This window comes from Chitinophaga arvensicola (assembly GCF_900110835.1).
Lineage (GTDB): Bacteria > Bacteroidota > Bacteroidia > Chitinophagales > Chitinophagaceae > Chitinophaga > Chitinophaga arvensicola.
The window spans coordinates 3,085,009-3,107,058 of sequence record NZ_FOJG01000002.1; the positions used below are offsets into that span (position 1 = coordinate 3,085,009).

17 protein-coding genes and 1 pseudogene are annotated in these 22,050 nt (G+C 46.4%); 5 read left to right on the plus strand and 13 right to left on the minus strand.

Annotated features, from left to right (window positions below):
- Window positions 1–265 precede the first annotated feature (265 nt).
- Window positions 266–985 (plus strand): sensor histidine kinase, encoded by a 720-nt coding sequence (locus BMW79_RS29420; protein WP_177192386.1) that lies wholly within the window; start codon window positions 266–268, stop codon window positions 983–985.
- On the opposite strand, the gene BMW79_RS29425 is transcribed toward BMW79_RS29420, so the two are convergent.
- On the minus strand, window positions 982–2,079 hold the full coding sequence (locus tag BMW79_RS29425) for a T9SS type B sorting domain-containing protein (RefSeq protein WP_143059297.1): 1,098 nt from the start codon (window positions 2,077–2,079) through the stop codon (window positions 982–984). The two genes, BMW79_RS29420 and BMW79_RS29425, sit on opposite strands and share 4 nt — an antisense overlap.
- A 180-nt stretch (window positions 2,080–2,259) precedes the next feature.
- Here BMW79_RS29425 and BMW79_RS29430 point away from each other — a divergent pair, with 180 nt between their 5' ends.
- Complete coding sequence (locus BMW79_RS29430) at window positions 2,260–3,213, plus strand: DUF3829 domain-containing protein (RefSeq protein ID WP_089901876.1); 954 nt, start codon at window positions 2,260–2,262, stop codon at window positions 3,211–3,213.
- A gap of 69 nt (window positions 3,214–3,282) precedes the next feature.
- On the opposite strand, the gene BMW79_RS29435 is transcribed toward BMW79_RS29430, so the two are convergent.
- The 10 genes and pseudogenes from BMW79_RS29435 to BMW79_RS29480 all read right to left on the minus strand — a co-directional run bounded on the left by BMW79_RS29435 (window position 3,283) and on the right by BMW79_RS29480 (window position 17,220).
- Entirely contained in the window at window positions 3,283–4,380 is a 1,098-nt protein-coding gene (locus BMW79_RS29435) for a TlpA disulfide reductase family protein (protein ID WP_089901878.1), read from the minus strand.
- Between the two features lie 20 nt (window positions 4,381–4,400).
- Window positions 4,401–5,855: a PKD-like family lipoprotein gene (locus tag BMW79_RS29440; protein ID WP_089901880.1), complete on the minus strand. Its 1,455-nt coding sequence runs from the start codon at window positions 5,853–5,855 to the stop codon at window positions 4,401–4,403.
- Window positions 5,856–5,890: 35 nt separating this feature from the next.
- Window positions 5,891–6,589, minus strand: coding sequence for a DUF4843 domain-containing protein (locus BMW79_RS29445; protein WP_089901883.1), 699 nt, complete (start codon window positions 6,587–6,589; stop codon window positions 5,891–5,893).
- Between the two features lie 27 nt (window positions 6,590–6,616).
- Window positions 6,617–8,047, minus strand: coding sequence for a RagB/SusD family nutrient uptake outer membrane protein (locus BMW79_RS29450; RefSeq protein ID WP_089901886.1), 1,431 nt, complete (start codon window positions 8,045–8,047; stop codon window positions 6,617–6,619).
- 18 nt (window positions 8,048–8,065) lie between these two features.
- The gene (locus BMW79_RS29455) at window positions 8,066–11,458 is read right to left on the minus strand and encodes a SusC/RagA family TonB-linked outer membrane protein (RefSeq protein ID WP_177192387.1); all 3,393 of its coding nucleotides are present in this window, start codon (window positions 11,456–11,458) and stop codon (window positions 8,066–8,068) included.
- 238 nt (window positions 11,459–11,696) lie between these two features.
- Window positions 11,697–12,740 carry a FecR family protein gene (locus BMW79_RS29460; RefSeq protein WP_089901892.1) on the minus strand — a complete coding sequence of 348 codons (1,044 nt, stop codon included), beginning with the start codon at window positions 12,738–12,740 and terminating at the stop codon, window positions 11,697–11,699.
- A gap of 111 nt (window positions 12,741–12,851) precedes the next feature.
- Window positions 12,852–13,433 carry an RNA polymerase sigma factor gene (locus tag BMW79_RS29465; RefSeq protein ID WP_089901895.1) on the minus strand — a complete coding sequence of 194 codons (582 nt, stop codon included), beginning with the start codon at window positions 13,431–13,433 and terminating at the stop codon, window positions 12,852–12,854.
- A 103-nt stretch (window positions 13,434–13,536) separates the two neighbouring features.
- Window positions 13,537–14,487: a DUF6607 family protein gene (locus BMW79_RS29470; protein WP_089901898.1), complete on the minus strand. Its 951-nt coding sequence runs from the start codon at window positions 14,485–14,487 to the stop codon at window positions 13,537–13,539.
- Between the two features lie 121 nt (window positions 14,488–14,608).
- Window positions 14,609–15,124, minus strand: a pseudogene (locus BMW79_RS29475) (HmuY family protein); the annotation flags it as partial.
- Window positions 15,125–15,135: 11 nt separating this feature from the next.
- A complete protein-coding gene (locus BMW79_RS29480; protein ID WP_089901903.1) occupies window positions 15,136–17,220 on the minus strand; it encodes a TonB-dependent receptor plug domain-containing protein in 2,085 nt (694 codons plus the stop codon).
- A 168-nt stretch (window positions 17,221–17,388) separates the two neighbouring features.
- Here BMW79_RS29480 and BMW79_RS29485 point away from each other — a divergent pair, with 168 nt between their 5' ends.
- From BMW79_RS29485 to BMW79_RS29495, 3 genes are all read left to right on the plus strand, one after another.
- Window positions 17,389–18,102 (plus strand): pirin family protein, encoded by a 714-nt coding sequence (locus BMW79_RS29485; protein ID WP_089901906.1) that lies wholly within the window; start codon window positions 17,389–17,391, stop codon window positions 18,100–18,102.
- Window positions 18,103–18,242: 140 nt separating this feature from the next.
- On the plus strand, window positions 18,243–19,760 hold the full coding sequence (locus BMW79_RS29490; RefSeq protein ID WP_089901909.1) for a sensor histidine kinase: 1,518 nt from the start codon (window positions 18,243–18,245) through the stop codon (window positions 19,758–19,760).
- Between the two features lie 5 nt (window positions 19,761–19,765).
- Window positions 19,766–20,824 (plus strand): response regulator, encoded by a 1,059-nt coding sequence (locus BMW79_RS29495; RefSeq protein WP_089904417.1) that lies wholly within the window; start codon window positions 19,766–19,768, stop codon window positions 20,822–20,824.
- Between the two features lie 3 nt (window positions 20,825–20,827).
- On the opposite strand, the gene BMW79_RS29500 is transcribed toward BMW79_RS29495, so the two are convergent.
- Window positions 20,828–21,205, minus strand: a complete 378-nt coding sequence (locus BMW79_RS29500; protein ID WP_089901912.1) for a hypothetical protein — start codon at window positions 21,203–21,205, stop codon at window positions 20,828–20,830.
- 18 nt (window positions 21,206–21,223) lie between these two features.
- Entirely contained in the window at window positions 21,224–21,916 is a 693-nt protein-coding gene (locus BMW79_RS29505; RefSeq protein ID WP_089901914.1) for a hypothetical protein, read from the minus strand.
- Window positions 21,917–22,050: the final 134 nt, after the last annotated feature.

The following is a 22,050-nucleotide window of genomic DNA, read 5'->3' on the forward strand; positions in this document are numbered from 1 at the left end:
GGTAAAGGTTTCGAATGATATGGCAGTACTATAAATCTCTTCGTAAATATAAACGGAAAAAGGATAGCTGGGTAGGAAAATGATAAATATAAAAATATTCTATTTATATTTTTATTAAAACAGAACCGTTCATATTTCAATTAAAGATCCATTTTTAAAATATAGAATTATTCAGTATATTGTGTGTGCAACCATATTTATCCTGCCAGACTGAAATCCTGCGAACTAAGAAACCTTATTTTTTCTGTCAACCTAAATGAGAAGTATGCTGAATGCAACCAACAGTCATACCACCGGAAAAGCCAACCTTCTCGAAATGAGATCTGCCTTTATTTCCCTGGCAACACATGAATTCAAGACACCCATCAGCGCTATTTCTTCTTCTATCGAATTACTGGAAACAAAAATGCAGCGCGATGAATTAATGCTGCCCTTTTATGAGCGTAATTTATCGCGCATTAAGGAAGAAATAGACATTTTGAAGAACATGGTGGATGATATTCTCACTACCGGGAGCATGGTGGCGGGTAACCCGGTAACGCAACCGGAAGTAACAGATATACTGCCGTTTGCCCGGATGATCCGGGAGCAGTATTTCAGTCAGCGGGCAGACCGGCGCCGGCTGCACATCACCGTATCCGGACGCCGCCGTAATATCAGTATCGATAATACGCACCTGGCCAGTATCTTCACTAACCTGATCAGCAATGCGTTTAAATATTCTTCCGGACCGGGGCCTTTACTCTGCCTGCATTACAGGAAAGATCAGCTTTGCATCAAAGTAAAAGACAATGGTATCGGCATACCGGAAAAGGATATACGTTTTTTATTCACGCCTTTTTTCAGGGCCGGTAATGCAATACATAAAGAAGGTACGGGGCTTGGACTGGCCATTGTGAAATCCTTTGTGAAAGCCAATGGCGGGCAGATTACCGTGAGCAGCAACGAAGCCGGATCTGTTTTTACCGTTACCTTTCCTTATTAGCGGACCAGCATTACGGTGCCTTTGAGCAGGTGTTGTTCACCACGGCTATCTGTATACGAACATACGTATACATATGCCTGTACCCCTGCCGGCGCACCTTTTACTTCGCCATCCCATCCGGCTTCCGGTGCATTGCTCACAAACAGCAAGGCGCCCCAGCGATCGTATATGCTTAACCGATAGTCGTGTATGGCGTCATATACTTTGGGGCGGAAAATGTCATTCTGCCCGTCGTGGTTGGGACTGAAAGCGGTAGGCAATATCACTATGCAGTTTTTCCAGGGAGATGTGACTAAAGCTGCAGCCGAAGCGGTGTAATCGTGGGCATCGATGATATCAGCGGCATGGGGCCCTGCTTTGAGACCGGCAAACACACTATCCGTTTGCCATCTCCCGTTATCCAGTTTATACCGGTAGGGTGCAACACCACCACTTACGTGCAGGACTATACGCCCATCATTCACTTCTCCACAACTGCAAGGCGTTACACTCGCCGTCACCAGCGGTGGTACCAGTGGATCTATTGCTGAAAAATTATCCAGCAGCAAGCCAATACCATACATGCTTTTATTACAGGGCGCCGTAGGATAGGCCCAACAGGAAAGGTAAGTATAAGCAGCATGTGGTTTAAATACAGCATGATACCGCTGCCAGTTTTCGTGGGTAAAATTTCCGGATGACCATAACAGTTCCGCCGTATCTCCCGGGGCATTTCCCCCGAAAACAGCCAGGTTACCATAACAGGCCGGGTACAGGTAAGCAGGTGTAAAAGCCAGGTCGAAGCTGCAGATATACACACTATCGGGTTGCAAAGGCCTGACCAGCTGTTGCGCAATCCCTTCCAGGAATCCTCTGCCACTATGCATGCCGATATAACTACGCCCCGCCGATGGCGCCAATGCAATTTCAAAAATACCCGGCTGGGTATCCGGGGTGCCTGCGGCTACTTTCCAGGGTGCAGGCACCTTCCCTTTCCCCACAGGACCTTCCAGTGAAGGGTTTCCCAGAGGAATCTGCTGTGCCTCCAACCGGATAGAAATCGTTAAAAACAGCCAGCAGCATAGTATTCCGTGTATAATCGACAGATCTGACAATATGCATCTTTATAACCCCGATAAAATTACCGGTAATAAAAATGTTGACATATACTCAAACCAGTAGTTTCTGCTCCTGACATTTGTTTTGTAGTCTGTATCCGAAAAAATATCTTTGCCCACGTAAATAACCCCCGGTACGGGATTGTACCATGTTTAATCCGAAAAAACACCATTATCATGAAGAGATCCATGCTGTACTTAGCCCTTGGTTCCACCCTGCTCTCCACTACGTTTATGTCATGTAATGAAAACGGCAAAAAAGGAGATAACACGGCCTATGAGGAGAAATCTGCCTCCTCCGCGAATGATGTCATTGAATACACGAACCTGATTGTAGACCTGTCTAACAAGAATTCTGCTTATGTAGTCCGCCTCGTTGACAACGCCGACAATGTGACCAAACGGCTCACAGACAACCGCAATCCCATGATGATGAGCGGCATCATCAAACCGATCATGATTAATTTAATCAGCCACGGAAAAGTAAAAGTAGAGGAACCGGTAGACGCTTTAAACAAGACCGATCAGGCATTCTTCAAAACACATGTTACCAACTTCAAAACCGCCTTTGATAAGGTAAAAGCTACTTACACCCTGCTGGATGATTACCTGAAAGCACAGGATTACAAAGACGACAAAGGCGTAAAAGGCCTTGCACTGGCCGATTCTATCCGCAGCCAGGCACAAGTTTTCTTTGACGAGAAAGGAGTGCTGATGAAAAGAGTGAATGAAGTGGCCGACGCCAGTGAAATCATTATCCTGAAAGATAGTCCGGTTAAAGACTATGTAGTAGCCATGAAAGCCGATATGCAGGCCGTACGCAATTACATAGATCTGCTGGAAGAAGGCGGTGAAGATTATGCAAAGATTGCAGATAAAGCACAGGCCGCTTACGACAAACTGGAAAAAGACCAGGCAGCACATGCTGCTATGGATATGGCCAACGCTACCAAAGCAGGCAAAGAAGGCTACTACAAATCTTTCTACGACAGCTTCCACGACTTCCTGCTGGCAGCCCGGAAAATACAACGCGATGCCAAAGAAAAAGGTGCAATGACCAACAGTCAGCTGGAAACCCTCGATGGTGACCTGGATACCATGATCGGACGGTATAATACCTTTACCAAATAAAAATGTAAAGGGGTTGTGGCAACATCACCACACCCCCTTTACTAAATAAGGTTTCCACGGATACGCTTTCTATTTTAAAATCTCTTCCAGCTTCTTTTCCAGCTCTTCTCCCCTCAGGTTCTGTGCAATGATCTTACCATTGCCATCCATGATAAAATTGGTGGGAATACCGGAGATACCAAACTCCAGCACCGGCGTACTTTTCCAGCCTTTCAGATCAGATACATGCCACCAATTCAACCCATCTTTATTTACTGCTTTCAACCAGGCTTTTTTATCGGTATCCAATGATACACCGAGAATTTCAAAGCCTTTGTCATGGAAGCGCTGATACGCCTTTACCACATTCGGATTTTCTGCCCGGCAGGGACCACACCAGCTGGCCCAGAAATCTACCAGCACCACCTTTCCTTTGAAGTCGGACAGTTTAACCAGCTTACCCGTAGTATCCGGCAACGCCATTACCGGGCGGGCGCCCACACTCATTTTTGCATGCTTATCCAGTGAGGCTTTGATAGCCACACCATAGTCTGTTTTCTTTGCGGAAGCTGCCAACAGTTCATAGGCAGCCGCTGCTTTCTCCGGATAAGAATAATTGATGTAACGGTCCATGATCACAAAAGCAGCCACCGGAGAGGCAGGAGATTGCTTAACAAAGGCGGTCACGGAACTATCCAGTTCCACTTCCAGTGCTGCAAAACCCGCCTTTACGGCCTTCTCTTCCACGCTGTCTTTATTTTTTGCAGCTACATCGGAACGATGATACAGCTTACCGGCTTTCTGGCGGATAGCTTCCCATTGTTCGTCCCATTGCTTATACAATGGGCTGGCAGTCGAACCAGTGACCCTGGCAGCGGAAAAAGAATCCTTTTCTGCTGTGATAGTAATCTGGCTGTTTTCCAGAAAAAAGGCAACCCCTCCGTTCCGGGACGAGGCCGGCCAGACCGAATACAACTGGGGAGAACTCACCTTTCCCTTAAATGTAAACTTTCCATTTTTCAGCATCGTGGAATCCGGCTGGTGGCCTGGTAGCATAAAAGTATTGAGATATACTTTACCGGTATCCATTCCATGGATCACACCATTAATCGTATAGCCTTTTCCGTTCTGTGCCTGTACCGACAGCATACTGCAGACAGCTGCTATCAGGGCAAATGATTTCTTCATATAACTAGTGGGTTTTGATGTTATGCAGCCTTGTAATTCATACTCACAATTTTTCCAAAGCCCGTAAATACTTTCACCCCGCCGAATTCACCGAGTGGACTGATCGTATAACGGTACAACTTACCTTCTGTGCCATTCCAGGTACCCACCATTACTTCATCGCCGGTACACTGCATATAGGTCACCTCTTCCCCGGCAGCGATGGCTTGTATCACCCGTGCTTTACCGGAAAGAATATCATACAGGTGGATATTTCCATTACTGAGGAAATAGATCTGCTGCAACTTTTTAGAACTGGTCATCCTGGTAAAAGCGGCCAGCTGAGGCGCGTCGCCGGTGATCAGCTTCTTATTAACAGCAGGATCCGATACGTTGGCATCTATCTGGTATAAGTAATAATTACTGCCATCTTTAAAAATGGCGTTATTCAGATAAGATGCATTACCCTGATCCATCGCCAGCAAGTCTAACCCGATATTGCGCATATCAAACAGGCTACTGCCGGTGGGCGCATTAAAGGCCGCCAGGGAAGGGATCAGGGAGGCACCTGACAGATACACAAACCCTTTGGTTTTTGTATCAAAGAAGAAAGCCGTGTACGGCGTTTTTTCACCAGTATAGGGTTGCGGACCTACACCCGCATAAGAAGAGAAATAATAGTCGTCCGCTTTGCCACCGGGGAAAGGAAGGGTGTTGAGATATTTTACTTCTCCCGGAAAACCTCCGGAAAAACGGGCCGTTAAACGACCATCATTAATAATAAAACGAACGCTGGTACTGATTTGTCTGAACCGTTGCGGCCGGAATACAGCTGGTGTTTCCCAGAACCACCTGGTATAATCCGTTAGTTTGGTAAGCTGGGTATAATCCAGTTCAATTGCATTATTTGCCCCGAAGAGGAATAATTGCTTATCGCCGTAAGTGTTGGTAGTGGCCACCTGCACCGGATTGTCCAATGTATTTTCTTTATTGAGGCTGGTGAAAACATGATGGAAAAGTGTATCTGTTTTCAGGATGACGGTAAGATCCGTCTTGCCTCCAATATCTTCCAATACCAACCAACCTTCACTGAAACGGTTGATCACTTTCAGGTCAAAGAATTTAAAATAGGTGACACCGGAAGCCTTCACCGTTACTTTATAAATGAGCCGGTAAATACCGGGCTTCACAGAAATAGACTTATGCAGATAACGGGTGCTGTCCAGGATATACACCGGGTAAGCGTCTTCGGAATCATTCTGATGGATACTCCATTCAAATATCAAACCGCCATCGTCTACCGGCAATGCCTGTTTGATATCGGGCTTCACCGTGAGCGTATCGAACTGGAGCACTGCTGCCACCGCAGTGGTATCGGTGATGGTGAGCACATTGATAGGCGTCACTGCTTTGTTGCCGTTATCTTTCAGGCAACCGGATTGTATGAACGCGACCAGGAGCAAAATATATAACCAATTATATACGGAGAATTTCATGATGTAACTTTTAGGATAAAGAATAAACAGTACGGTCAGATAGTCGGGAACGTAACCCGGTTACCATTTTCATCTATCAGCGGACCATTTACATTTTCATATTTGATCAGCTCTACGCGCATCTTCTGCAGGATAGACATGATCTGGGAAAACTGTGCGCCCGTACCCATAGTAATCGCGGTGGTACCCAGGCGTGACACCATAAACTGATGCTTCGCCAGCGAATAGGATCCATAAAAGAAATCGCTCCAGTCGGCCGGCTTCAAGAGTTTATCCGTCACCTTTACCTGGTAGGTAAGGCTGTTATCGAATCCGGCTTTAAAATCATCCGAGGAACCCATGCGGAAATAAATGGAGAATATCTTATCCTTCATATCGGGCGTGCGATGCAGGTATACCGGGAACTTAATGGCATACACGCCCGCCTTTATAACGGTTTCGCCTATATCAAAATGCTTTCCTTTTATGGCGGTAGAATTTTCACCGGTCATCAGGTTAAACTTCCGGTCTTTATCCGATGCTACGCCACTGATACGGATATTCAGATAGATGGTATCCGTCAGTAGGGAATCCGGTTTTACCACAAATGTATAATTGATACTGTCCGGCATCACCACATCACGCCGGAAAGAGATACTGGGAGCCTCCTTGTACATGAGCCTGTCTTCTTTGCCACATGCACCTATCAGCAGATATATAAGAAAGCTTGCGATCAGCCTGTTAATATTTTTCATGTTTGATATTTTTTGAAGATGCAGATATTATTTGCCAAACTCGATTTCCTGCTGAGGCAATGGCAGTACATACTGATCATTACTGATATTGCTGTTCAGCGCGCCTTCAATCTTGTTTCTATTGATGCGTTTATAATAATAGAAGAGCTGACCTTCGCAGATAAAGTCCTTCCTGTACTCTTTGAATATTTCATTCTGCAGCGTGGTAGCATCAATTCCGGCGGGCAGTTCCGCGATATTCCTGGCAGACCTTACTTTATTCAGCCATTTCAGGCCATCGGCAGTCAGCGGCTCACTTTCAGCTGCGATGTAATACATTTCTGACAGGGTAAGTACCGGTATTCTTTTCTTCAACTCTTCACGGTTTTCATCGATCTGCCAGAGCTTACTGGGGAAGATGATACCGTTGCTGGCCGACCAGAGGCTATTGCTGACAAACCGGAGATCTGTACCCCCACCGGTAGACACTTCAAACAGTGCTTTGCGGCGATCTTCTGTGATGGTGAATTTTCTATAGAGCTTATCACCGGTAGCCATCATGAAATAGCTGCTCACCGGGTCTTTCAGCTTAGCCACATAAATAGCAAAAATATGTTCCGGTGTAAAAGTGCGGTTCAGGTCTTTCGCAGCGGCATTCAGTTCTGCAGAAGTGATGAAGCGGAAATTATTACTGTTGATAATATCTTTCGCGTAGGCGAGTGCATGAACACGGTCGTTGTTATAGAGATAGAGCCGCGCCAGAATGGCCTTTACTGCCCAGTAATTCATCCGGTTGCTGCGAAAAGCCAGGAAGTCGTCGTTGCCGGAAGGGTTGCTCATCTGTGGATAAACCCTGAGCAAAGCTTCGGCTTCTTTCAGATCTTTCTCACAGGCAGCAATCACCTCGCCGACTTTCAATCTTGCCTGTGGCGTAACGGTAAAGGCGGTCATATAAGGTATAGCCGTAGCCGTTACATCCGACTTAGGCGAAGGCGCGTATAAGCGCAGCAGGTCGAAATGCAGAAAGGCCCTTAACGCCAGCGCTTCTCCCCGTATGATACTATAGTTATTTCCGGTGAACAGTGATTTCCTGTCATCGATATTTTTCAGGATATAGTTTGTTTGCGCAATGGTGGAATACATATTATTCCAGATGCTGTTGATGCGGGAAGTAACCCCGGCATTGTTGTACTGATAGGTGGCGGAGTAGAAAAAATCATGGTCAATTTTCGTGGTACTTTCATATCCCTGGGAAAGCACTTCGAGAAAACCGAAAGTAAGATTTTCACCATACAGTTGCCCGTCGGCGGCTTTCTGATACGTACCATACAACGCATCTTTAAACCCTTGTTCTGTAGAAAACTGTTCTGATTCCTTCACCTCTGTTTTAGGTCTTACGTCCAGCCATTTCTTACAGGAAGTAAGGGAGAGCATCCCGATGGAAGCTGCCAGGAAAAGTATATTATGCAGATATTTCATGTTCAGATCCTGTTAAAATTAAAAAGTAGTTTGTAACTGTAAAGTGAAGCTGCGGCTGAAAGGATAGGCCAATCCACGTTCCCGCTTAATACTCGACCACCAGAACAACTGACTGGTAAAGAAAGTGATCTTGGTATCATGCAGGTGGATCTGCCGGTTCTGTGCATCACTTAAACGGTAATAAACGGAAGCGTTTTCAAGACTCAGCCAGTTGTCTTTCTGTACAAAACGGGACGTAGCATAAGTAGTGGAAGTAATCGTATAGCCGTTGGCGTCTACGATACCTTTGAAGAAAGTAACATCGCCCGGTTTTTTCCAGCGTTGTTCAAATACGCGCCTATCCACGTTCAGTTTCATATCTGCACTTTCCACGCGGTCTATCAGGGTCTGATTATATGCATCACCACCTACACGGTAGCGGAAATAAAGATTTACTCCGATCCCTCTTTTTTCAAAATTAGTACCGAAGGTGCCTTCCAGTATGGGGCGGGCATCGCCTACGATCACCTGGTCGAGCGGATCATATTCCATGGACGTACCACCGTTGCGCGTGCGGTATATTTCCCGTCCGGTAGCAGGATCAATACCCAGAGAAGGTACCGCCCAGATAGCAGTAGTACTGCGACCTTCCGCATAACGCGCCAGGGGCGCAGTACTGAAGGAATCTGTATTTTTCTTGTTCAGTTGCTCCAGTGTGTTGGAGATCTTTTCAATTTTATTCTTTATGTGCATGCCATTGGCAAAAACGGACCAGCTATCACGGTTACGCGGGTTGGAAAATATGGTGTAGTTCAGCTTTACTTCATATCCCTTGCTCACTACATCGCCCATGTTATCCATATACATGGAGAAACCGGTAGATGGCGCCGTGGTAATGGCCACTACGGAACCTTTTGTTTTTTCTTCAAAATAGTTGGCGGTAATGTTGAGGCGGTTGAAGAAAGTACCATCCAGTCCGAAATTACTTTTCGCGGTCTGCTGCCAGGCCAGGTTCGGGTTACCAAAGCCCATGAGGGTTGTACCCAGATGATACAGATAATCCTGATCAGTGTAATATTTACTGGTGGTTAAGCCAAGATAGCTGGCAAAATTGGAAGACCCTGTATAACCGTAAGAGTAACGGAGCTTCAGCATATTGATAGCCCGGCTGTTTTGCAGGAAGCGTTCTTTATGCAGATTCCAGCCGCCGCCTACGCTCCAGAAGGAAGCAAATCTTTTGCTGGAGCCAAATTGCGAGGAGCCGTCCAGTCGGTAGGATACATCCAGCAGGTAACGGTTATCATAGGCATAGCTTACATTGGCAAAATATCCCAGCAGCCGGGTAATACCTTCTGTCCCAAACGGGCGTGCACCTGTTTTATAACCATTGCCAAGGGTCACCTGGTCGAGCTTGTCGTTCGGAAAACCGGATACGGTATAGGACTCTGCCGAGAGTTTATCTTCCCGTATGGTAGTACCCAGGGAACCAAAGAACATATGACGGTCGAAAGATTTATTTACATCTATCATAAAGGAACCGTCTAAGGTATTGCGGAGGCCATAGCCCTTGGTGTAGCTACCTTTGTCATAAGAGCGTTCTACAGGGATACTATCAAATGCGGTAGACTGTGCCGGCAGGAACTGATCAGAACCGTTGGTGGTACGCTGGTAAGCGAAACGCCCGGTAAAACGCAGCCATTCCTTTGCCTGCCATTGTGCAAAAAAGTTGTTGGTAATATTCTGCTGACTGTACTGGTCGAGCGTATGCAGCGACACATCATATACCGGGTTGATGGCAGACGCCAGGCGGGAGCCGTCGTTGAACCGGATATCTTCCAGGTAATATTTCGCTTTGCCATTTTCATCATATGGCGACCAGTAAGGATTTAATGTGGTATAAGTATAAAATGAACCATAGGGTGAATTAACGGCCTTGTTAAAATTGAGGGTGAGGTCATTTCTGAATAAAAATTTTTTATAGCGGTAAGAGAGATAAGTGTTACCGGAGATATTCTTACGTCCGGATCCTTTCATCACCCCTTCAAAATTATTATAAGTGCCGCTCATGCCGTACATCACCGCATCAGAGCCGCCTTCGAGGTAAAGATTGTGGGTGCTGCCGATACCATTGCGCAGGGGAACAGATAACCAATCGGTGTTAACGCCTTTGGCTACTTCTGCCAGGCGGTAGTTATACATAAAATCTTTTCTTTCCTGCCATACCGGGTTCGGATAACCATTATATAAACCGGCTTCTTTTTCCAGCTGGAGTTTTTCTTTGGAATTTACCAGGTCATATCCTTTCAGATCGGGCAATTCCGCCACCACACTACCGGTATAGGTTACACGCAAACTACCTTCGCGTGGCCGTATGGTTTCAAGCACAATCACACCATTCGCGGCACGTGAACCATAGATAGAGGTGGCCGCCGCATCTTTCAGGATCGTTACTTTGGCAATGCGGTTCATATCGAGGTCGTTGACCCGTTGCAGTGATACTTCAAAACCGTCCATGATAAAGAGCGGTGTGTTGGGGTTGGTAGTAAAGTCGTATACACTGCTTTGATTGGTGCCATTCAGGCTACCAAGGCTATTCCCTCCCCTGACTACTACGTTGGGTAATGCGTTTGGATTGGAGCCGTTATTGATATTTTCCGGCATCTGGAAAGAGGGGTCCAGCGCGCGAAGGGCACTGAGCACATTATTGCCGGCTACTTTTGTCAGTTCTTCTTTGGTATAGGAGGATGCGGCGCCGGTAAAATTTTCTGCGGGTCTGGAAAATAACCCGGTTACCACCACGGCATTCAGGGATTTGGAGCTGGTGCTCAGTTTAACCGTAAGGGTGGCGGATTTCCGCACTTCCACTTCTTTCGTTTCATAACCAACATAACTGATCATCAAAGTGGCTTTGCCACCAGAAAGTGTTACAGGTATACTGAAGGCACCTACTTCATTCGAAGTGGTACCATTCAATACCTTATTACCTTTTTCAATGATAGTGGCGCCTACGATGTGGTCGCCATTTTTTTCATCGAGAATACGACCGGTGATCACTACAGGTGGTTGTTGCTGATCTGCTTCTTCATTGTCGGTGATACCTGCGCGGGAAGCAGGTTTTACGAACAATATAACGCTGCTGTCCACTTCGCGGTAAGCGAGGTTGGTGTTTTCCAGTACGGCATTCAACGTGGCGCTTACGGAACGGCTGGCAGCCGGCAGATTGATGTGTTTGTACTTCGCAACGGCAGTAGGCGGATAAGCAAAGAGAAAACCACTGGCCTGTTCTATTTTCCTGATGGCCCCATGCAGGGTTTCATCTTTCAAACCCAGGGTAATTGTTTTCTTTCCCAGTTCCTGTCCTGATACCGAAGCTGCCGTCAGCAACTGTGCGGACATCGTCAGCAGAAAAAAATACAAGAAAATGATCTTCATAATAAAACCTGTTTTTCCCTTTTTCTTAATATATGATTGGTTGATTCGTATCGGGACATAGCGATCCCTTACGGAAATTAGATCCATAATACTGATGGTTGATTTTAGATAGTTACAATAAAAAAAACAGCCCGTCAGCGCGGTGCACAGCGCGCCCGTACCGGGTGAAGATCTTCACCGATGTTATATATGCATGAACAATCTGTTGGTTGACTGGTCCCGACCTATATGTATTTACTTATTGATTAGTACATCCTTCTCCGCTTAAGATTACCTTATCATTCGGACAAATGGTATATTCCGCATTTGCCACGCCGCAAACAATAGTCAGCACTTTTTCCAATGGCTGATGATGAAAGAATGTTCCCGCGATTCTGCAACGTTTTAAAGACTCGTTGGCAAATAATATTTTCACATGATATTTATCTCCGATCATTACTGCAGCTTCTTCCAGGCTCACATCATCCAGCACCAGGAATTCATCTTTCCATTTCACCACTTCCTTACTCTTCACTTTTGCCCAGGCCACTTTGCTGGTGGTCATGTCTACAGACAATTGCTGATCTGCTACCAGTACACCATAGTTATTCTTTTCATCGGCTACCTTCACCTTACCACGCGTAACCGTTACCACTACCTGCTGCTGGTCTGCGGATGACTTCACATTAAAAGCCGTTCCCAGTACCAGGGTACTCAGTTTACCGGTTTTTACCACAAAAGGTTTACCCGGCAGATCTTTAATATCAAAGTATCCTTCTCCCCACAGTTTTACTTCTCTTTTGCCATCATTGAAGTCGCGGTTATATTCCAGGCGGCTGTTGTCTGCCAGTAACACCGTACTTCCATCCGGCAGTCTTACAAATTTCGTTTGTACTTCCACGATATCATCCGCTGCTTTTGCAGGCACCGTTTGCGCTACCGGCGCTTTTGTGGTACCGGCATGCCACCACCACCATCCTGCAAACGGAAGTACCAATACCCCCACCATGATGGCTGCGATGGCCAGTTTCCGCAGATGATTGCGGCGACTCCTTTTCAAAGGGATGATGTTGGCAATATGTGATTCGGCCGACATAATATTGGCGATCATCTCATGATAGCGTTCAAAGGGAACATCCGTTTCCAGTGCGCCATTGTCCCATTCCGCATCAATCCGGTCTTTAATGGCCTCGTCTGCATCTCCTTTGTTGATCATCCCTTTCAATTCGTCCCACTCTGCCTTGCTGGCTTTCCCTGCAAGGTATTTATCCATTAGTTCATTGAATCCAGGGTTATTCATCATAACGATTGTGATAATATTATCAGGTCTTACAGGTAGCTTTTTACAGCTTATATCATAATAGACACCTGGAAAACACAGAGGGTGGAGGATAAGTAAATATATTTTTTTTATTTATTTAAGAAGCGTCATCAGCAGGAGGATGCTGATGCTACCGTTGAGGTAGCGGCGGATCGACTGCAATGCCCTGGCCATATGGGATTTAACGGTTACCGTTGATATCTGCATGCGGGCCGCAATGGCTTCATGACTGAGCCCTTCTTCTTTGGCCAGCCGGTATACTTCCCGTTGTTGCGGCGGTAGCTGGCCCAGGGCGGCCTGAATAATTTCCTGGTATTGGTGATCGAGTATGAGATGGTCTGTATCATTGACCATTATATCGCGGCGGCTCAGTTCCTGTTGTGCAGCAGCTTCATTGGCCAGCTTGCGAAAGCGGTTCAGAACCAGGTTGCGGGTAACTGTTTTCAGATAAGCATCGAGATTCTTTACCTCCGTGAGTGCTTCCCTTTTCAGCCAGCACTTCAGGAATACATCCTGGACTACTTCTTCGGCTGCCGCCTGCGATCGCAGGAAGCGGAAGGCAACGGAATACACCTTGGTACGGTAGCGGCTAAACAGCTCCGTAAAAGCATATTCACTACCTTTTGCCAGCAGTTCCAGCATTCTGTTTTCATCGTAATTACTCCAGGAAGGCATACCCACATACTATGATTGCCCTGCCAAAATAGTTCAAAATATTTTAGCAATACCAAAAAAAACGCAGCCAGGAATGGCTGCGTCGCTTTTCTTATCCACTCGTTTATCGATGTAAACTCAACGTTGTATTATGCGAAAACTGTTGTAAAGTCAGTAAGATTGTTTTCTCCAGCTCGGCGCCTGCAAGCTCCTTTTTAAAGGCTTTCTCTTCCAGGGCAGACATTACTTTATATAATGGTTCTTCATTTACTTTTTTCTGAAGATTGATTTCGCTGTTTTCTCCGTATACTTTGTCCCAGCTTTTGCGCACTACTGCCCAGAATGATTTGTGCTGTTCCCACCATTCCTTCGCCTGCTGACATTTGCTTTCGCTGGTGCGGTTATAGGTATTCAAACCTTTTTCCCCAACAATCACTTTGTCGGTACCATTTGCACGCACTACTTTCTGGTTGTCCTGTTCGTGTACAGAACCGGTAGCAGTAATTTCATGGTGATTGGTGCGGCGTAATACGTTATAATCGTTACGGGTAGTATACTCGCGGCGGGGCAAAGGGGCATCGCTGGTAGACTCCCAGTAATGACGGCCATCGGTATGCACCCATGTAGCGGAACCTTCGTAGCGGGGTTCATCATCCACGCCATATACTTTCTGTGTCCACTGGCCTTTTACCTGTGCCGCCGGCAGGGTTACTTTTTTCCACTGGTTATCCTGATTATAGGCCAGCAATTGCTGGTTTTCGTATTGCCAGTCTTCCGTCCAGTGTTTGATCACGAAGCTGTCTGCTATCAGCAGGTGCTGCAATACAATCCTGTTCCTGTCTTCCGCAGCAACGGTCACATACTCTATCGCGTCTATAATCTTGTGATACCCTTTAGGTTTATAACTACTGTCTGCCGGGAAGGTTTCTGTATATTCAAAAGTAACGTCCTGGCAGCCGCACATACTTTTGATGGCGGCTTTATCCTGTGATAATTTATCACCACCTTTCTGCTGGGCAGTGGCGGCCAGTGTTAAACAACCGGCCATCATGGTTAAAATGGAAATTCGTTTCATAAAAAATAAAATGAGTAGTTTAGTTGAGCTTCGCAGAGCCGTCCGGCTGATATGCGAACCGGAAATTGTAATAACGGCTGAGTGAATTTTCGTCCGGTGAAGCCGGTGCATCTTTATAATAACTGGTGATTTCTATCTTGGCATATTTACCGGCAGCTGTTTTCAGTACAATCACGGCGCCGGTTACGGGTGAAATAACGTGCGTGGTCATGTTGTAGGAATACCATCCGCTGATGGCTTTCTTTGCTGCGGCATCTGTAGCATAGCCTGCATCAGGCGCTTTTGCGAGATCTTTGAATACGGTGCTCAATACCTGTGCTTCTGCTTTACCGGGACCGCTGCTACCGCCATTGATGATGATGGTAGTGGCTTTGAACCCGATATCCCATTTGGTGGTGGCGGAATCGCTGTTGGGTATTATTTTGCCGTCGGCCAGGCTGTACAGCGTGAAGCTGCCTTTATTGGCGGCATCCGCGTCTAAATTGGTAACAGTTTTTACTTCAACCGGTGTTACTACTGGTGTTACTACCGGTGGTACATCGGCGGGTACTACTTTATCATCGTCGCTTTTGCTGCAGGAAACAAGTGAAAAGAGTGACAGAGACAGCATACAAGCTGTGAGGGATTGCAGTTTCATATAGTGCTTAATTAATGATTTGTATGATGATAAAAATTCCACGTCAGCCCCACGGAATAAATCCGTCCGGGTAAAGTGGTGATATGGTTTGGATCTGTATAATTAAAAATATTCTCTATAGTGCCTTGTATACGCAGCTGGCGTTTGAACAGGTATTTGGCGGCAGCCAGGTTTACTGTCGCATAGCCAGGCACAAATTCACTTTTTGTATCGGGCGTATTGTTCCCATTTTCATCGGTAAACCCGTACTTGCTGCGGTAAAGCAGCCTGGCGTTGGCATCTATGCCCAAACGGGGCTGGATATACGCAATTTTCAGATTGCCGGAATGATGTGAACGGTTAAAGAGGCCAAAATATTCGCTGCGTTTCAGCGCACGGGTTTCTCCGGTGGCCGGATCTTTCGTATATACTTTACCATCTTTTACTTTTTTATACAATTCATTGTCCCTGGAGCGCAGGTATTGATAACCGGCAGCTACCTGCCAGTATTTGCCGATGCTTTGTCCCAGTTCCGCTTCCGCACCGGCAGTAGTGATACTGTTTACATTAATATAGCTGTATACCGCTAGGTCATTGGTTTTTACGGCAATGGCGCGGGTATCAATCAGGTTCTTTACGCTGTTGTAAAAGAAATTTACTTTGGCAGTAGTGAGTGGAAACAGTTTCCCATCCACCCCCAGGTTATAGGACCAGGAGCTTTCCGCATCCAGGTTTTTTAATTGTTCCGGATCGATGTTTACCTGTTTGATCTGTCCCTGTGCGGTCATTTCTTTCAGGATCTCAGCGGCCAGTTTGGTGCCTACTACCGTGTATCCCACAGCGGCATTATTGAAGTGCAGGTACAGCTGTCTGAAATCGGGTGCGCGGTAGCCTCTGCCAACCGTGCCCAATACGCGCCAGTTGGGCGACAGCTGGTACGACACCGACAGCTTCGGACTGAACTGGGAAGGATATTGATTATGCGTATCGAAGCGGCCACCGATCAATATATTCCAGGCGTCGGCAGGTTTCCAGTTTTCCTGTACAAATACATACCCGGTATTAAAGGCCATGCGTTCATCATAGCGGGTGGCTTCCAGCGACTCATGCACATACCCCATTCCCGCAGTGAGCTGATGTTTGGGATGGAGGGTCCAGTCAGCCTGGTACTCCGGTTTCAGATACTGCTGTGTAAAGAAAGAAGCATCGTACAAGCTTTTATCCTGCTGATAGTTCATGTCTTCATTGGTGGCGTACCGTGAATAGTACAGCCGCAAAGTTTGCCGGAAGTTTTTGTTGGGCGTATGAATCAGTTGCAGGGAGCCGTTCAGGTCCTTTTCTTTCCCGATATCATCTACCAGTCCTTTGGTATCTGCGAAATAGCTGTTGTAGCGTTGTTCATAATATCTGCCGGAGAGAATGGTATGCCATTTCCCTGACCAGTCGTGCTGCCAGCGCGACTGCGCCGTATACGCCTTAAACGGCGCCACGGTAGGCGAACCGGTACCGCTTCCGAGCGTATATCCGCCACTGTTATACGCATTCACGCCGGCAGAAAAAGTTCCTTTGCCATAGGGAATGCGGGTGTTGCCATCGAGCGTCCAGGTATCATTTGAGCCATAGCGGCCGCTGATGCTGCTGGTTCCCTGTTTGTTGTTATTACTGGTGATGATATTGATCACACCTGCCAGTGCGTCGCTGCCATACAGGGATGACACGGGACCTTTTATAATTTCAATTCTTTCTATATTGCTGACCACGATCCGGGAAAGGTCCAGCGTACCGGCCGTTCTGCCTATCAGTGGTTCTCCGTCGAGCAGGATGAGGGTGTATTCTGCTTCCAGTCCCTGCATCTGCACACCGGTGCCGTGATTGGAAGTGACGAACAGGCCGGTTTGTTCTGCCAGTACCTGCTGCAATAATACCGCTCCCATGGACTGTATCTGTTGTTTATGGATCACGGTAACGGGTACCGGTACTTTACTTAACAGTTGTTCGTTCCTGGTAGCAGTAACTACCACTTCCTGTAACACTTTACTACCGGCAGCAGTATCTGTTTGGGCAAAAAGAGTCCCTACCCGCATAACGCAGGTGAGCAGGAATAAATATCTATACATCTTAAAGTTTATCTGAAATTGTCGGGCAAAATTAGGGGCTTACCTTCTCATCATCTTTACGAGTTCGGGAAAGTTATTTACGAGATCCGGAAAATTGAGGTAATTTTCGTATATCCGGAAAACAAGCCGGTTGTCAAACAATTTAAACGTTTACCTGTTCCTTAATATATGAAAATGCAACACTTCCCTGCCAGTAACCGGGGCATTAAAGATATCGGCTGGCTGAAAAGCAATTTTTTCTTCAGCTTCAGCGATTTTTACCAACCCATGCGCAGTGCATTCGGCACACTGGTCGCTTTTAATGATGATTTTGTAGAACCAGGTAAAGGGTTCGGCATCCATCCACATGTAAATATGGAAATCATTTCCATATTACTGAAAGGAAAAATGAATCATAAAGATACCATGGGCTATGTTACTGAAATTGAAGCGCCCGCCGTGCAGATCATGAGTGCAGGCAGCGGATTGAGACATGAAGAATATAACATCGGAGATGAAGAGGTGAACTTCCTGCAGATCTGGATCCAACCCAAACAACAGAATATAGCTCCCCGTTATCAGCAGCGGAGTTTCCCCCTGACTGCCAGGAAAAATAAACTGGTGACCGTTGTATCCGGTGAAGAGGGTTTACAGCATTGCTGGATTAATCAGAACGCAAAAATTTCATGGGGATACTACGAGCATCCGGCAAGCGTTGCCTATACTTTTAACCCGGTGAATAAATGCCTGTTTATTTTTTCAGTCGCCGGCGGATTAAGGGTACAGGACCAGGTGCTGCAACCTCGGGATGCGATCGGTATCTGGGAAACAAACGAAGTAATGCTGCAGTGCGCCGAAAAAACAGAATTCCTGATTATCGAAACACCTGTCAATCAGAAGTAAGTCTTTCCCTAATACATATTAAATACAGATATATTATTACTTTTATAAAATAATAACATTCTATTTTTTCCTACCAGTAATTTATTCCAACCGGAATCATTAAATTTATATTGCACCGTTCCAAAGGGTCAATTACCTGTATGATTAATGCCTCTCAAAATAATTACATAGGTTTCGACGCACTCTTTAACCATGCCTCCGCGGGCATACTGATCACCGATAGTGAACAACGGATACAGATGGCTAATCCCTTCCTGCTTAACGAGTTCGGCTATACGAAAGAGGAGTTGACCGGCCAGCCGGCGCAACTGCTGCTTCCTCCGTACGGCGAACACGATCCCTATGCAGTGCGAAAGGACGGCAGTAAGTTCCCCGTAGAACTCTCCCCGGTTGCTCATGCCACCCCGGAAGGAATACTAACCATCACCTATGTCACCAATATCACCGACCGGCGGAATGCGGAAATGACCCTGCGGGAACTTTCGCGGCAACGGAAGGAAGCAGCGGTAAAAGATGCCTCCCTGCAACGCATGACCAGTTTCCTCAACAGCTTATGGACCAGCACCGGCGCCATGATCATCGTGATCAATACAGATGGATTTATACGCTGGTTCAACCCGGCAGCAGAAAGGATACTCGGTTACAAAGCCAGTGAAGTAGTAGATGTATGCACCCCGCTCCTGCTCCATGACGCCGACGAAGTAGCACTGCGTGCGGAGGAATTTTCTGCGCAACTGCATCAACCGGTGGCACCAGGTATGGAAACACTCACGATCAAGGCTACACTCAACCAGCCCAACGAATATGAATGGCAATATATCCGGAAAAACGGCACCAGGTTACCGGTATCCCTGACGGTGTCTGCCATCCGCGATGCCAGTGATATTACCGGTTACATCGGTATCGCCATCGATCTTTCCGGTATCAAACAGGCAGAATCAGAACTAAGGATTTCCCTGGGAAAAGAAAGGGAACTCAATGAACTGAAATCTAGGTTTGTATCCCTGGCGTCGCATGAATTCAGAACCCCTCTCAGCGCTATCCTGTCTTCCATTTACCTGGTATCCAAATACGAGGCGGCAGACGACGTGGCCAAACGGGGGAAACATATTCAGCGGATTATTTCCGCAGTGAATATGCTCACAGATATTCTGAACGACTTCCTGTCGGTAGGAAAAATAGAAGAAGGAAAAATCCAGGTGCGACACAGCACTTTTGATGCCGGTAAACATATCGGCAATATTATCGGGGAAATGGACGGACTCAAAAAGCCAAAACAGAATATTTACTATGCCCATCACGGCGCAGCCCAGGCCTGCCTGGATCCTACGCTCCTTAAACACATTGTTATGAACCTTGTATCCAATGCCATCAAATTTTCTCCGGAGGGAGCCATTATCTCCATCCGCTCCCAATGCAGCGATACCACATTCCAGTTGTCAGTGAAAGACAAGGGAATAGGTATTTCTGAGGAAGACCGGCTGCATCTTTTCGAGCGTTTCTTCCGTAGTCAGCATGTATCCAACATCCAGGGCACCGGTCTGGGCCTGCATATTGTTTCCAAATATGCAGAACTCATGAACGGCAGCGTAACCTGCAAAAGTGAACCGGATAAAGGCACAGAGTTCATCGTGACTGTTCCCTTTCCTCAAAACTGATGCTTATGGAAAAAATCTTGCTGATTGAAGATAATCCTGCTATATGTGATAATGTAGCGGAGATCCTTGAACTGGCCAATTACCAGGTACTCACAGCCGGCAACGGCAAAGAAGGTGTGGCTATGGCCCTGGAACACCACCCTGATCTCATTGTATGCGACATTATGATGCCGGTACTGGATGGCTATGGCGTATTACATATGCTGCATAAAAATAAGGCCCTGCAAAAAACCCCCTTCATCTTCCTGACTGCCAAAGCAGAAAGAACGGATATACGAAAAGGGATGGAACTCGGGGCCGATGATTATATTACCAAACCCTTTGAAGGAACCGAGTTACTGAGCGCCATCGAAAGCCGTTTGAAAAGGTGTGCAGAAATCAAACAGGATTCCGTAACAGGTTTACATGGCTTGAACGTACTGCTGTCTGCCAGCACCGGAAAGGAACAGCTGGCCATGCTGAAAGAAGACCGCAACACCAATCATTATAAAAAGAAACAAAACATTTACGCCGCAGGCAACCGCCCTGACCATTTATACTATCTCCTGCAAGGCAAAGTAAAAACCTATAAACGCAATGATGAAGGTAAAGAACTGATCATCGGCCTGTATAATGAAGGAGATTTCCTGGGTTATAATGCATTGCTGGAAGGTGGTAATTACCAGGAATATGCAGAAGCGCTGGAAGATACGGTGCTGGCAGTTATTCCGCAGAAAGACTTTGAACAGCTGATTGGCAGCAACCCGGAAGTATTGGGAAAATTCATTCAGTTATTATCCAGGGAAATGGTGGAAAAAGAACAGCAACTGATTGGACTTGCCTATAATTCCCTGCGTAAAAAAGTAGCAGAAGCACTGCTGATGCTGGACCGGAAATATAACACTGCCGGCAGCAAACATTTCACCATAGATATCAGCCGGGAAAACCTTGCCGCAGTGGCAGGTGTGGCGAAAGAATCACTGATACGCACACTGGGCGATTTCAGGGACGAGGAACTGGTAGCTTTAAAGGAAGGTCAGATTGCATTGCTGTCTATCAAAAAACTGGTAGCACTGATCAACTGATACCTATACTTTTTCTGCCGCAATAAAGATAAGGAACGCCGCTTTTATCCGCTCATATTCCCTGATCATTCCTTCCACATCATTTTTCAAAACCGCGAAAGGATGAGGTGCTGGCATGTCCGATGGTTGTGCATCCAGCCATACGAGTTGTTCGTTGATTTCATGGCGCAGGAGGATGAGCGACTCCTCCCGGTCGAGCATGGTGAGTTGAAATTCTTCCGCCTCTTCAATAAACGAGCGCCGCGTTGTTTCTTTCAACGCCGCTGCCAGCCGGTTGATCAGCGAAGCATTTTCTTCTCTTAAGGTTTTCAGGATACGGATCCAGCTACTGCATGCCTCCCGGTATACAGCAAGATCTGTCCCCTGTGGTTCATAGTTCATAAGACATATAAAATATTACTAGTTGTAATAGGTTTGCAATACATGCAGGTTTTTATCTGATACCCATTTCTTTAACAACTGACTGAGATGCTGCTGATGGCGCGCCATCTGGCGGATGTCTCCCATTAAGGCCATTGTTGCCTGAAGATAGGATTCGTCCATAGGCGAGTAATGATCGCGCTGCGCCATTTCTTCCAGTGCATTTACCATTGTTTTGCATTGCAAAACAAACTCCTTCACCACCTTCTGTACTTTATTGATATGATCCTGACCGGCTTCTGATAATGTTGCCGCATTTTTGTTTGATTTTCCTGCCGGCTGTAATTCCTGTTTCAGATTGCGCAGGATAACGTTATGATAAATAGATACCTCCCGGTAAAAATGAATCACGATGTTGGTAAAGTCTCCGAATAAAACCGGTGAACTTCCTGCTTCCGCCTGGATCCGCGTATAGAAATCTTCTACTTTGCTCATCACCGATGCCACCTGTGGCGCCGCTGTATCTGTAATACAACGTACAATAGCATCCGTATGACTGGCATCGTATCCCGCTATGCCCAGTTGCATATCCAGTAATGTTTTCACACCGGCATGACGTCCGTACTGTCTGAAAATGAAATTCCCATATTTGCGCAGGTGCCGGATGGGAAAAAAGAGGAAACCTTCACAAAATTTCCGCTGACGGGAGGTAGGAGTTAATCCGCTAAACATGATTTGCATTTTTATTGATCCCCGAATAAAAGTATCACCGTCGATAGAAACGGTGATACCTTCCAACAGCACATCTCCGTTATTTGTTTACGCTCAGGAAATCCAGGTGGATGTCCGATTGTTAACGTAAAACT

What these genes read in the sequence shown, in the direction of transcription:
- BMW79_RS29420 (WP_177192386.1), top strand. Translation starts at nt 266, where the DNA reads ATGCTGAATGCAACCAACAGTCATACCACCGGAAAAGCCAACCTTCTC.
- BMW79_RS29430 (WP_089901876.1), top strand. Translation starts at nt 2,260, where the DNA reads ATGAAGAGATCCATGCTGTACTTAGCCCTTGGTTCCACCCTGCTCTCC.
- BMW79_RS29435 (WP_089901878.1), bottom strand. Translation starts at nt 4,380, where the DNA reads ATGAAGAAATCATTTGCCCTGATAGCAGCTGTCTGCAGTATGCTGTCG.
- BMW79_RS29440 (WP_089901880.1), bottom strand. Translation starts at nt 5,855, where the DNA reads ATGAAATTCTCCGTATATAATTGGTTATATATTTTGCTCCTGGTCGCG.
- BMW79_RS29445 (WP_089901883.1), bottom strand. Translation starts at nt 6,589, where the DNA reads ATGAAAAATATTAACAGGCTGATCGCAAGCTTTCTTATATATCTGCTG.
- BMW79_RS29450 (WP_089901886.1), bottom strand. Translation starts at nt 8,047, where the DNA reads ATGAAATATCTGCATAATATACTTTTCCTGGCAGCTTCCATCGGGATG.
- BMW79_RS29455 (WP_177192387.1), bottom strand. Translation starts at nt 11,458, where the DNA reads ATGAAGATCATTTTCTTGTATTTTTTTCTGCTGACGATGTCCGCACAG.
- BMW79_RS29460 (WP_089901892.1), bottom strand. Translation starts at nt 12,740, where the DNA reads ATGATGAATAACCCTGGATTCAATGAACTAATGGATAAATACCTTGCA.
- BMW79_RS29465 (WP_089901895.1), bottom strand. Translation starts at nt 13,433, where the DNA reads ATGCCTTCCTGGAGTAATTACGATGAAAACAGAATGCTGGAACTGCTG.
- BMW79_RS29470 (WP_089901898.1), bottom strand. Translation starts at nt 14,487, where the DNA reads ATGAAACGAATTTCCATTTTAACCATGATGGCCGGTTGTTTAACACTG.
- BMW79_RS29480 (WP_089901903.1), bottom strand. Translation starts at nt 17,220, where the DNA reads ATGTATAGATATTTATTCCTGCTCACCTGCGTTATGCGGGTAGGGACT.
- BMW79_RS29485 (WP_089901906.1), top strand. Translation starts at nt 17,389, where the DNA reads ATGAAAATGCAACACTTCCCTGCCAGTAACCGGGGCATTAAAGATATC.
- BMW79_RS29490 (WP_089901909.1), top strand. Translation starts at nt 18,243, where the DNA reads ATGATTAATGCCTCTCAAAATAATTACATAGGTTTCGACGCACTCTTT.
- BMW79_RS29495 (WP_089904417.1), top strand. Translation starts at nt 19,766, where the DNA reads ATGGAAAAAATCTTGCTGATTGAAGATAATCCTGCTATATGTGATAAT.
- BMW79_RS29500 (WP_089901912.1), bottom strand. Translation starts at nt 21,205, where the DNA reads ATGAACTATGAACCACAGGGGACAGATCTTGCTGTATACCGGGAGGCA.
- BMW79_RS29505 (WP_089901914.1), bottom strand. Translation starts at nt 21,916, where the DNA reads ATGTTTAGCGGATTAACTCCTACCTCCCGTCAGCGGAAATTTTGTGAA.